This window comes from Sorangium sp. So ce295 (assembly GCF_051527405.1).
In the GTDB taxonomy this organism is placed as follows: domain Bacteria; phylum Myxococcota_A; class Polyangia; order Polyangiales; family Polyangiaceae; genus Sorangium; species Sorangium cellulosum_B.
In genome coordinates this window covers 8,714,786-8,727,030 of the sequence record NZ_CP150324.1, presented here as the reverse complement: position 1 = coordinate 8,727,030, position 12,245 = coordinate 8,714,786, and the positions used below count along the sequence as shown (strand labels likewise).

General features: G+C 70.1%; 6 protein-coding genes. 3 read left to right on the top strand and 3 right to left on the bottom strand.

Annotated features, from left to right (window positions below):
• Positions 1-180: 180 nt before the first annotated feature.
• Positions 181-2,271: a serine/threonine-protein kinase gene (locus WMF11_RS32990; RefSeq protein WP_437973564.1), complete on the top strand. Its 2,091-nt coding sequence runs from the start codon at positions 181-183 to the stop codon at positions 2,269-2,271.
• A 90-nt stretch (positions 2,272-2,361) separates the two neighbouring features.
• Here the strand turns inward: WMF11_RS32990 and WMF11_RS32985 are convergent, their stop codons facing one another.
• Positions 2,362-3,471, bottom strand: a complete 1,110-nt coding sequence (locus WMF11_RS32985; protein WP_437903226.1) for a THUMP domain-containing class I SAM-dependent RNA methyltransferase — start codon at positions 3,469-3,471, stop codon at positions 2,362-2,364.
• A 322-nt stretch (positions 3,472-3,793) separates the two neighbouring features.
• Between WMF11_RS32985 and WMF11_RS32980 the strand changes: the two genes are divergently transcribed.
• Both WMF11_RS32980 and WMF11_RS32975 read left to right on the top strand, forming a co-directional pair.
• Complete coding sequence (locus WMF11_RS32980) at positions 3,794-4,123, top strand: SPW repeat domain-containing protein (RefSeq protein ID WP_437293756.1); 330 nt, start codon at positions 3,794-3,796, stop codon at positions 4,121-4,123.
• 198 nt (positions 4,124-4,321) lie between these two features.
• Complete coding sequence (locus tag WMF11_RS32975; RefSeq protein ID WP_437973563.1) at positions 4,322-5,059, top strand: pyridoxine 5'-phosphate synthase; 738 nt, start codon at positions 4,322-4,324, stop codon at positions 5,057-5,059.
• 87 nt (positions 5,060-5,146) lie between these two features.
• Here WMF11_RS32975 and WMF11_RS32970 read toward each other — a convergent pair whose 3' ends face one another.
• Positions 5,147-10,597, bottom strand: coding sequence for an AAA family ATPase (locus WMF11_RS32970; RefSeq protein WP_437973562.1), 5,451 nt, complete (start codon positions 10,595-10,597; stop codon positions 5,147-5,149).
• A 21-nt stretch (positions 10,598-10,618) separates the two neighbouring features.
• On the bottom strand, positions 10,619-12,223 hold the full coding sequence (locus WMF11_RS32965; protein ID WP_437973561.1) for a hypothetical protein: 1,605 nt from the start codon (positions 12,221-12,223) through the stop codon (positions 10,619-10,621).
• Positions 12,224-12,245: the final 22 nt, after the last annotated feature.

Genomic DNA, 12,245 nt, shown 5'->3' with positions numbered 1-12,245 from the left:
TCTTTGGTATGGTCGCCGCGTGCACTCTCCCTCGCATCGGACGCGCGGGTCGCGCGGGCGCGCGGACAGCCATGGGCGCAGCGCTCTTTTGCGCGAGGGGCACGGCCGCCCTGGGGCGGGCATGCGGTGCGGCCGCCCGGAAGCGGGCGAGCGGGGCAGACGCCGGCAGGTGCCGGGCGCATGAGGCATGAGGCGCTCCTCGGCCGCAAGGTGGCCGGGCGGTTCACGATCACCCGCTTCCTCGGCGAGGGCGGCATGGCCAGCGTCTTCATCGCCGAGCGCGACGCCGAGCCCCGCCGGGTGGCGATCAAGATCATGAACCCGGAGTTCACCGGGGACCGCGCGTTCATCCGGCGCTTCCAGCGCGAGGCGAAGGCCGCGGCGCGGGTGAAGCACCCGAACTCCGTCAAGATCTTCGAGTACGGGGTCGAGGGCGCCCTCAGCTACATCGTGATGGAGCTGCTCTCGGGGGACGACCTCTACGTCCTCCTCGAGCGCCACGGCGCGATCGGCCAGGCGCGGGCGGTCCGCATCCTCTCGGAGGTGTGCGAGGCGCTCGCGGTCGCCCACGAGATGGGCGTCGTGCACCGCGATCTGAAGCCCGAGAACGTCATGGTGGTCCCCGATTCCATGCACCCTCACGGCGAGCGGGTGAAGGTGCTCGATTTCGGGATCGCCAAGATCCTCGACACCGGCTCGTTTGGCGAGGAGCCCGAGCTCCTCGCCGACCCGCTGTCCGTCGTGACGCGCGCGGGCACGTTCGTCGGCACGCCGGCCTACATGGCTCCGGAGCAGTGCGGGCTGCTGCCGGTGGATCAGCGGGCCGATCTGTACACCTGCGGGGTCCTCCTGTTCCAGCTCGTCACGGGGCGGCTGCCGTTCGAGGGCGAGACGCCGCTCCACACGGCGACGCTCCACATCCATGCGCCGGTGCCGGCGCCGAGCAGCTGCGCGCCCGGGATCCACCCGCGCCTCGAGGCGCTGATCGTGAAGGCGCTCGCCAAGGAGCCGGCGGACAGGTACCAGACGGCGCGCGAGCTCGGGTACACGCTGCACTGCCTGCTGGCCGAGCTGCCCGACACGGCCGTGGGGCTCGGGCCGATCTCGCGCCGGCAGCCGAGCTCGCTGTTCTCGCGGGACGCGTCGCTGCAGCGAGGGCCGATGTCGCTCCCGCCGTTGACGTCGCTGCCGAGCTCGACGTCGGCGCCCATCTCCGGCCAGGCGCCGAGGGCGGAGCTCTCGATCGAGTCGGCCCGGACGCTCGTCTCCGGCGGGGGGGCCGATGGGGGGGCCGGTACCGAGGCCGCGCGTCCGCCGCCGGTGGTGCTTCACCACGCGCCGCCCCCCTCGGAGCTCCCGCAGACGCTCGATCCACAGGCGGTCGCGCCGGGGGCGGGCGCCGAGCCGCAGCGCTGGGCCGGGGAGTCGGTGCCGGAGATCTCGCTGCAGCTTCCGTCCTGGTCCCATGGCCCCAGCGAGGCGCTGCTCTCGGGGAACGGGCTGGACGAGCCGGGCGCAGACGGCGATGCGAGCGGGGACGACGACAGCACGCTCACCATGGTCCGTCGCGACGAGCTCCTCGGTCCGGCGAAGGTGCGAGTCCACACGGCGGCCTATGACGAGGGCGACGAGCTCGACATCACGCCTCCTGGCCGCGAGGTGAAGGCGACGCTCCGCTCCGCCGAGGACTTCGGGCTGGGCACGCCCGAGAAGCGGGCCGAGGTCGGCCTGGTGCGCGTCGATTCCGTGCCGGTCCCGGCGACGCCGCAGAGCCCGCTCGACGGGGGGGCGGCGGGGGTGTGGGACCGGAGATCGCCGCGCGTCGCCAACACGCTCCGGCTGGTCTCGTCCCACCCCCCGGCCGAGAGCCAGATGCCCACGGTGACGCCCGGCGAGCTCCAGGCGGCGAGCCCGCAGGGGTTCGGGGCGATGGGGTTCGGCGCGGCGAGCGCGGAGACCGTCGGGGACTCCGCGGCGGTCGTGCGGAGAGCGCCGGCCGCGGCCGACAGCGCCTCGGCGGCAGCTCCGGCGGCGTCGCTGCCGTTCGAGCTCGCCACGACCATCGCGGAGCAGCGCACGGTGCTGGAGCGCCGCGCGACGATGCCCGATCACGTCGTCGTGCCCCAGGCGCCGCCCGCGGCTGCGGCGGCGCCTCCGCAGGCGCGGGAGCCGAGCTGGCTCGCCGGCAAGCGGGGGCTCATCATCGGCTTCGTCGCCGGGATGCTCCTGACGGCGCTGGCGATGTTCCTTGTGATGCGCCTGTTCTCCTGACGTCTCGCACGTCTCGCACGTCTCGCACGTCTCGCACGTCTCGCACGCGCCCTCTCGCGCGGCGCGCCCTCTCCGACGCCGCGCGCCGCTTCAGGGGATGTCGTACGTCAGCAGCCGGCACTCGATCGGGCCGTTGAACACGACGAGCGACCGCTCCGGCCTCCGGCGCATCGCGTGCTCGATGTCCTCGGTGCCGGCGAGGATGGCGACGCGGTGGCCCGCGAGCCGCGACAGCGCCGCCGCCATGTCGCGGTAGAGGGCCAGCGTCCCCGGCAGGCGCTCGCCGTACGGCGGGTTGGTCAGGACGTGGCCCGGCGGCGCGGTCGGGGCGAGCGCGGTGATGGACTGACAGCGGACCTCGATCTGCACGCCGGCCATCCGGGCGTTGCCGCGGGTGATCTCGGCGGCGCGGGGGTCGATGTCGGCGGCGACGATCGCGGGGCCATCCGGCCGGATCCGCGCGCGGGCGGCGTCGCGGAGCTCGGTCGTGCGCCGCGCGGCGGCCTGATCGTGGCACGCCCACCGCTCGAAGCCGAAGCGCTGCGCGCGCAGGCCGGGGGCGATGTCCCGCGCCCAGAGCGCGGCCTCGAGGGCGATGGTGCCGGCGCCGCACATCGGGTCGACGAGCGGGCGGGCGCGGTCCCAGCCGGAGAGGCGGAGCAGCGCGGCGGCGAGCGTCTCCTTGAGCGGCGCGCCGCCGATGTGCGTGCGGTAGCCGCGGCGGTGGAGAGAGGCGCCGCCGAGGTCGGCGTAGAGCGTCGCGCGGTCGCGGACGAGGTGGAGGAAGAGGGCGAGATCCGGGTCGTCGAGATCGACCGACGGGCGGGCGCCGACGCGGCGCCGGATCTGGTCGACGATGGCGTCCTTGGTCCGCTGCGCGATGAACTGGGTGTGGGTCAGCGCGCTCGAGCGGCAGGAGGCGCGGACGGCGAGCGTGTGGACCGGGCTCAGGTAAGGGGCCCAGTCGACGCGCGAGACGCCCTCGTAGAGCGCGTCCCCGCTGGGCGCGTCGAACGAGGCGAGCTCGACGAGCACGCGCACGGCGGTGCGGAGCTCGATGCACGCGCGGAAGCCCTCGTCCGGCGGGCCGGAGAAGTGAACGCCGCCGCGATCCGCGCGGACGCCGCGGAACCGGTGCTCGCGGAGCTCGTCGCGGAGGGCGGGCTCGGTTCCTTTGGCGGCGGTCGCGAAGAAGTCCATGGCGACGGGGCTTCTAGCCGAACCGCCGCGCGGCGGCCCTCATGAACGCGGCCTCTGGCCGCGCGGCCGCTCCCGGGGCGAGGCGCATGGCACTGGATTCGCACGGCGTTCGCTGGGCTCTCGGGTGTGTGGACCGGGCGCAGGGACGCCGGCGCTCGGCAGGTGGGGTGAGCGGGCTCCGCGATCGGCGGGCCGAGGTCGCTCGGGGCAGCACGCCTGGCCCGAGGCCGCGGCGAGCGGGCAGAGCGAGGGAGCCAGGGCGTCGCGCGGCGGAGGCGCCGGCACGGCGATCCGCGAGGGAGGGAGGCCAATGGAGCATCGGATGGCGGCTTTGCGTGGCATCAACATCGCGCTCGGGATCTGGCTGTTGATCTCCGCGTTCCTCTGGCGCCACGGCCGGGACGAGTTCACCAACACCTGGGTGGTGGGCGCGCTGTGCGTCGTCTTCGCCCTGATCGCGCTCTGGGCGCCCAGGGCGCGTTACGCCACCGCGATCCTGGCGGTGTGGCTCTTCGTCAGCGCCTGGACGATACCGGCGCTGCTGATGGCGACGGTGTGGAACAACGCGCTCGTCGCCGTCGGCATCCTCGTCGTGTCGCTCCTCGCGACCGACGTCGCGGTGCGGGGCTCACGGGCCGCGCGGCGCGTGTAGGCGCCGAACGGCCGCGCCGCCGCGGGGAGCGCTGCCGCGGCCGGAGGGCCGGCCCGGGAGCGCCGACGGCGCTCCCCCAGTTGCGCGCTCGGGGCGCGCTCCCGGCTGCGCGCCGGCGCGGGGCGTGTTCGCCTCGCGGCGTCGATCGTGTATAGCGGCGTCGCGAGCGCCGTGCGCGAGCCGGCGAGAGGATGCCCCATGAAGCTCAGCGTCAACGTGAACAAGATCGCGCTCCTGCGGAACTCGCGGGGACACGATGCCCCGAATGTCCTCTCCTTCGCCCGGAAGATCGTGGACTACGGAGCCCACGGCATCACCATCCATCCGAGGGCGGACCGGCGGCACATCACGCCGGACGACGCGCGGGCGGTGACTCGCCACATCACCACGGTGGAGACGAACTTCGAGGGCGATCTCCGCGAGGAGTTCCTGGACCTCACGCTCGAGCTCAGGCCGACGCAGTGCACGCTGGTCCCGGTCACGCCGGGCGAGCTCACCTCGCACCGCGGCTGGGACGTCGCGAAATGGCGCTTCGTCCTCCAGCCCGTGGTGAAGCGGCTCAAGGAGGAGGGGATCCGGACAAGCCTCTTCGTCGAGGCCGACCCGGCGGTGGTGCCCGTGGTCGCGGAGATCGGGGCCGATCGCATCGAGATCTACACGGGTCCTTACGCGCAGGCGTTCGATCGCGGCGAACACCGCGCAGAGCTCGACAAGATCGTCGCGACCGTGAGGGCCGCCGTGGCGGCCGGGGTCGGGATCAACGCGGGGCACGACCTCACCGTGGAGAACCTCGCGCCGCTCGTCCGCGAGGCGCCGCAGGTTCAAGAGGTGTCGATCGGTCACCACCTCGTGGCACACGCGCTCGAGGTCGGGATGAAGCAGTCCGTGCGCGACTACCTCGCGGCGGTCGAGGCGAGCCCCGCGCCGGCTCCGTAGCGGGGGGCCCGGCCGAGCGCGCCGGCCAGCGCCGCGCCGGCCGAGCTCGCCCCGCCGCGATCGCGCCGCCGGCGGCGCCAGCCCTCGTCAGCTCCGGTGTTTGCTCAGCGGATCGACCGCGACGTCATCCATCGGCGCGGCCGCGGACGGGCGGGACGCGGGGCCACGCACCGGCAGCTCCACGATGAACTCCGCGTGGCGCCCCTTCTCGGTGTTCCCAAGGCGGATCACGCCTCCGTGGCCGTGACGCACGATCTCATAGCAGATGGAGAGCCCTAGCCCGGTGCCCTGCCCGTTGGGCTTGGTCGTGAAGAATGGGTCGAAGATCCTCTCACGGATGGGCTCCGGTATCCCGGTGCCGTTGTCCCAGACCCGGATCTCGGCGATCGACCCGACCCGGCGCGTCGACACCCGGATGCGAGGTGGCTCCGCCGCGGCGCCCCTCTCCGCCCGCGCCCGCTCGCCCACGGAGTAGAGCGCGTTGTTGACCAGGTTGATGATCACGCGAGCGAGCTCCTGATCCATCACCTCGACCGGCGGGAGCGAAGCGTCGAACTCCTTCTCGACCACCACGTCCAGGGCGGGCGCCGCGGCGAGCTTGCCGACCATCGCGAGCTCGACCGACTTCTCGACCAGCGCGTTCAAATTCACCGGCTCTCGGACGCCCGACACGACACGGGAGTGCAGCAGCATGTTGTTCACGATGGCGTTCGCGCGCTTGCCGTGCTCCGCGATCTTGTTCGCGTTGATCCTCAGCAGCGGGAGCACCTCCCTGATCTTCTCGATGACCTCGCCGCTGTGCGGGTCGTCGGAATGGATCTCGGTCGAGAGGCTGACGAGCTCATCCGAGAATCGAACGGACAGCTCAGCGAAGTTGTTGACGAAATTGAGCGGGTTCTTGAGCTCGTGAGCGACTCCCGCGGTGAGGTTGCCGAGCGACGCCATCTTCTCCGCCTGGATCAGCTGCTGCTGGGTCTGCTGGAGGTGCTCGAGCGTCGACGCCAGCGCGATGTTCTTGCGCTTGAGCTCCTCGGTCCGCTCGTCGACCTTCCGCTCGAGATCGTTGTAGAGCCGCGCGTTCTCGATCGAGATCGCGACCTGCGACGAGAGCAGGCGGAGCACCTTCAGCCGATCCGAGGTGAAGGTGTCGGTGATGAGGTTGTTCTCGAGATACAGCACACCGACGAGCTGCCCCTGATGAACGAGCGGGGCGCAGAGCACCGACCTCGGCTGGCAACGCACGACGTAGGGGTCGCTGACCAGCCGCTCATCCCGCGCCGCGTCGCGCAGCACGACGCTCTCCCGCGTCCTGGCGACGTAGTTCACCAGCGCGTGCGGGAGATCCGGGCTCTGATCCATCGGGATCGACTGCAGCACGGTGACCTCGCCGGACGCGATCGTGCCCTTGGCCTCGATCACGAGGTGGCCGTCTTCCTTGATGAGCAGGACTCCCTTCTCTGCGCCTGCGTTCTCCAGCATGATCTGCATGATCCTGTCCAGGAGCCGACCGAGCATGATCTCGCTGGAGAGCACCTGGGACGCCTTGACGACCGTGGTCAAGTCGAGATCCTGGGGCGTCGGCGACGCCGTCACGGCGGTGCCGCTCTGGTGCTTGACCTGCGCCGGAGACGACCGCATGAGGAGCACCGGATACTGCTCGTCGAGCGCGCGGACCTTGGTGTGCGCGCCCCAGGTGAGATAACAGCCGCGCGCCTCCTGGAGGTACGAGCCGGCCAGCTGCGGTTTGCCCCTGCTCAGATGGAACAGCGCCGCGCGCTCGCACGCCAAAGCCACCTCGTGGAGGTGCTCGCTCTTCCGCGCCGCGGAGATCGCGTCGTCGTAGAGCCTCGCCGCCTGCCTGGATCGGCCCTCCACGCGCGCCTCCTCGGCCAGCACCAGCGCGAGCTTGTGGCGGGCGTTCACCGCGCTGTGCTCGGCCCACTTGTGCAAGATCCGCTTTGCCTTGTCGATCGCGCCGCGCAGGCGGCGCCTGTCCGCGTGGTCCGCGTCCGGGACCAGCGAGAGCGCCGCGAGCGCCCGGTAGAACGCGTGGTGCGGGACGAACGCCGAGCTCGGGTCCAGCATGTCCTTGTAGGCCTCGAGCCGCGACGCGATCTCCACCACCTCGTCATAACGCTCGAACAGGTAGCCGATCTGGAGCGCCAGAAGCAGGTGCTGCGCGCGCTCCATGTCGTCGGTGACGTACGCGTCCGGCTCGAGCGAGTGCTCGTTCGAGCGCAGCGCGGAGGGGTCGGCGTCCTGTAGCTCTCGCGCCCAGCGCAGGGTGATCTGCATGCACTGGACCACCTTCTGGGCGTCGGTCCGTCGTCCGAACTCGAGATACCGGCGAGCCTGCGCGGCCACCTCGGCGATCGGGGTGTCGACCAGAGAGGTCCAGTAGATGTTCAGGCACATGCAGTAGGACGCCTGCACCAGGTTGCCGGAGTCGACGGCGCACTGGATCGCCTCGGTGAGCAGATCGAGCGCCTCGCGCAGGTGCGACGAGAACACCTCCAGGAAGCTCGCGATGACGAAGAGCGTCCTGCACGTCACCGATGGATCATTGAACTTGCGCGCCAGGACCAGGGCGAGCTTGCCGTACGCCGCGCCCGTCTGGGGATCGCGGAGCACCGAGCTGTTGAACATGCCGAAGCAGGCGAACGCGAACGAGGAGGCCTCGGTGTTGCCGTAGGTGAGCGACAGCTGCACGAGCTTGAGGATGATGAGCCCGATGAGCTGCTCGCGCTGCAGCAGGTAGGCAGGGAACCAGAGGGTGATGAGCAGACCCATCGCCGCCCGGATCTCCGGCGTCATGCGGTCCGGCAGCTCGCTGAGCTCGCTGATCTGCCTGCCCCGCAGCTTCCATCGAACCTGGGCGAGCTCGAGCAGCACCTCACCCATGTGCGGCTTGGACGACAGCCGTATGCCGAGCAGCTGCAGCGCGAGCAAGCCGGTCTCCACGGCCTGCTCGTACTGGCGCAGGTGCAGGAGCTGCGTCACACGGGCGGTATGCACGGCGACCCGCTCGTCGTCGGCGCGGGCGTTGCGGAGCAGGAGCGCGAACCTCTCGTCGGCGTCCGCGAAGCGGGTCATGAGATAGTCGCACTCGGCCCTCTCGAGGTGCAGCGCGAACGTCAGCTCATGACAGCGGCTCCACCCCTCCGCCCCGACGAGCTCGGTGCCAGCGGCGAGGTAGCGCAGCGCCGGTTCGTAGGCAGCGGACGCCTTTGCCCTGCGACCGGCGGTGAGATCGAGCTGCGCGATCTCCTGGCGCTCGGTCGTGTCGCGCACCACCTCGGCGCCGGCGTTCAGGTGATTGACCACCTCGAAGAGCCGCTCCGCGACGCGCTCGGCCGGGAGGCGCCGCCGGAGGAGGCGGCCGATGTCGAGGTGGGTCTTCTTCCGGTCCTGGTCGGGGATGAGCGAATAGGCTGCCTGCTGCACGCGGTCGTGCAGGAACTCGTACGGGACGGCGAGCTCCTCCAGCGACGCATCGAAGGGATCTCCCGGCTCGGCGCCGAGGAGCAGCTTGTACGACTGATCCGTGGGCAGGATGAGGCCCGCTTGCACGGCCTCCCACAGGGCGTCGGCCGTCTCCCGCGGCGAGCGCTCGAACACGATGGACAGGATGTTCGAGTCGAAGCGGCTCCCGACGCAGGCCGCGAGCTTCACCGCGCTCTGCGCCGCGAGCGGGAGCCTCTGCAGCTTGCCGACCAGGAGGTCGACCACGTTGTCCGTGACCCCGACGGACCTGAGCTGATCCATGTCCCAGCGCCACGCGCCCACGCCGCGCTCGTCGGAGAGCGCCGGGTCGAACACGAGCAGCCGCTCTTGATGGAGCGTCTTCAAGAACTCCATGACGAAGAACGGATTGCCGTGGGTCTTGCTGGCCAGGAGCGACGCGAGCGGCCCCGCGCGCTCCTTCGTGCAAGAGAGGACGTCGACGAGCCACCCTGTGAGATCGTCCTGGGAGAGCGGCGCCAGCGCGAGGTGGGTGACCCTCGTCGCCTCCACCTGGAGGCGCTCGAACGCGCGGCCCAGCGGGTGGCAGTCCGTGACCTCGTTGTCTCGGTACGCGCCGATCAGCAGCAGGTAGCCGCCGGCCGGGTTGTCGCTCAGGTAGCGGAGCAGATCCAGGGACGCGGCGTCCGCCCACTGCAGGTCGTCGAGGAAGAGCACGAGGAGGTGCTCCCTCCGGGCGAAGGCCTGAATGAAGCTCTGGAAGACCTGACGAAACCGGTTCTGAGACTCCGCTGGGCCGAGCTGGGGCACGGCCGGCTGCTGGCCGAGGACCAGCTCGAGCTCCGGGATCACATCGACGATGATCTGGCCGTTGGGGCCCAGCGCGCGTCCGAGCCGCGTCCTCCAGACAGAGAGCCGCGCCTCGTCCTCGGTGAGCATCTGGCGGATGCTCTGCCGGAACGCCTCGATGAGGGAGCTGTAGGGTAGACCCCGATTGAACTGATCGAACTTGCCGGAGAGGAAGCTGCCGGTCTGGCCGACGACGAGCCTGTGGAGCTCGTTGACCAGCGTCGATTTACCGACGCCCGAATAGCCATGGACGAGCACGATCTCGGTGGCGCCCCGGGCGACGCGCTCGAAGGCGCCCGTGAGGGCGGCGACCTCCGCGTCGCGCCCGTAGAGCTTCTGCGGGAACTGCAGCCTCTCCGAGCGATCCTGCCTGCCTGTCGGAAACGGCGCTATCTCGCCGGCGGCGCTCCACTCGGCGAGGCAGATCTCGAGGTCGATGCGCAGCCCGCGCGCGCTCTGGTAACGGTCCTCGGCCGCCTTGGCCAAGAGGCGCATGACGACGCTCGACAGCGGGGCAGGCACCCCCGGCCGCAGCTCCTCCGGCGGCGTCGGCCGCCGGGCGATGTGGCAGTGCACGAGCTCGAGCAGATCGGTGGCCAGGAACGGCGGCCGGCCGGTGAGCATCTGGTACAGCGTCGCCCCGAGCGAGTAGAAATCCGTGCGATGGTCCAGGGCCCGGTTCATCCGGCCGGTCTGCTCGGGTGACATGCAGGCCAGGGGCCCCTCGATCCGGGCGACGCTCTCGATCGTCTGGCTCTCGCGAGGCAGCCGGGAAGCGATGCTGAAATCCGTGAGCTTGGCGCGGCCGGTCTCCCGGTCGAACAGGATGCTCCCCGGATGGATGTTCTTGTGGGTGATCTCCCGTTCACTCAACGCTTCGAGCGCTCGGCAGAGCTGGATCGCGACGCGGAGGAGCAGCTCGATGTCCAGCCCTTCGGCAGGGATGGCGGAGTGCAGCGGCTCACCCGCGAAATCCTCGAGGACGAGCACCGGCACGCCCTGGTGCTTCTCCAGCCGCTGGACCTTCAGGATGTACGGGCTGTCGAGCATCTGGGCGAGCTGGTGCTCGTGCTTGATACGCGTGATGTCGAGCAGGGTCGGGTAAGCGACGTGGAGCGCCTTGAGCAGCGCTGGCTGCCCGTCGGCGGATCGGATGGCCCGATAGGTGGCAGTCCGCGCCTCTTCGACGACGGTCGCGGTCACATCGTAGCCCGGGAGGATCTGCATGAGCTCGCCCTTCGCGTGCAGCTACTTCGGCTGCTTCGGCTGAGCGCCGGCCGCGGCCGCGCTCGTCGTTCCAGAGGCCTGCCCGGCGCCCGCCTTGGCGGCCTTCGTCGCAAAGCTCCACAAGAAATCACCGCTGCCGCGCTCTCCCCACGTGATTTTATCCTGCGGCCTTCCCCTGGCGATCCTCGCGCCGGAGTGGCAGCCCATGCAGCTCGACGTATGGAATATCCGGGTCGTTTCGGGGCGCAGCGCGCCGTTCACTTCGGCAGCGACCGTGTTGCCTTTCTGCATGTAGGTCTCCAGGACAGTGTTCACGAGGTAAGATCGGTACGGCCGGCCGCCGGACTCGTTCGCGATGGCATCGGGGAGCTTGTCCGACGGTGACGGTTCGCCCCCGCCGTCCGTCGGCCACTGCGTGCCGACGAGCTCGTAGAACTGCAGGGCAGAGCGGTTCTTCTTGAGCTGAGCCTGGACCTGGCTGTTCAGGGCGGCTGTGTCCTCCGGGATCGGCTGCTGCCGGTGCACCTGCGTGCGGCCGATCCACGGACCCTCCAAGGGCGGCCAGACGCCCTTCTCCGGCGGCTCATTGACGGGGCACAGCGGGCAATCCGGATTGTTGAACGAGGGCTTGAGCGGCTTGCCATCGTGCGTCTCGAGCGGGTTGACATCGACGTTGTCGATGTGCTCGAACGCAGCCCAGACCCATTGCTTCTTGGCCGAGAGCGTCTTGATCATGACATTCGCGCCCACGAGACCGAACGTCCGCAGCGACGGGCGTGGGCCCGTGCGGACGTACGCCTTCCGGAGGATGAAGCGCCCCTCGAGGTGACGCTCGCTCTCGTCCAGCAGCTTCCACGCGAGCTTGAGCGCGATCGAGGGCGTCTGAGTCTTGTTTATCGGGTTGCCCCAGGGCGCGTCGGGGTTGGCGCAGTCCTCGGGGGTGGCGCAGTGTTCCTTGCTGTAGGCGATCTGGCCATCGACGTTGTACAGCTTGTTGTCGTTGAGGAACTCGAACAAACGCTCGCTGTACAGCACCTCGTAATACACCTTGTTGCCGTTCTGGTCCCAGAGGATGAACGAATCGGCCTGTCTGTCGTCCTGCAGCGTACGGGAGGTGTCTATCGGGACGCTCGCCTCCGGAGCGCTCCGCTTGGCCTGCTGCTCGGCAGGGTTCCAGGCATCGGGTGGGCTGCCGTCCGGCTTGAAGATGTCGTAACTGCTCTTCCAGGTGTCCCACCCATGGGCGCCATCATCCGCGAGGCGAGGCCGAGCGCGGCCGTCCTCGGTCACCGGCCATGCCATCGCGATGAAGGACTGCCACGCCAGGATGTCGTAGAGACGGTTGCCTTCCGCGAACTTTCCCCTCCCTATGGTTTCTTTTTGCAGCTCGGGATCGATGTCTCGGGGGAGGGCCGAGCACAGCTCGTCGGTGAAGCTCGGGAACTTGCTCCACAGCTCCGTCCGGCATGTCTCGTCGTCAACCGGCGAGGACGCGCCTGTGTTCTCAGGAGGGGAGGGCGGGGGAGAGGGCCTCGGCTGGTGGGCTGTCGCTGTGCACGACAGGTGTGCCGTGCCCGCCAGGAACATCAAAATCGATCTGTAGATGGAGGACGAAGGGCGTTTCATGGTGCGACGCTCCAGAATACAG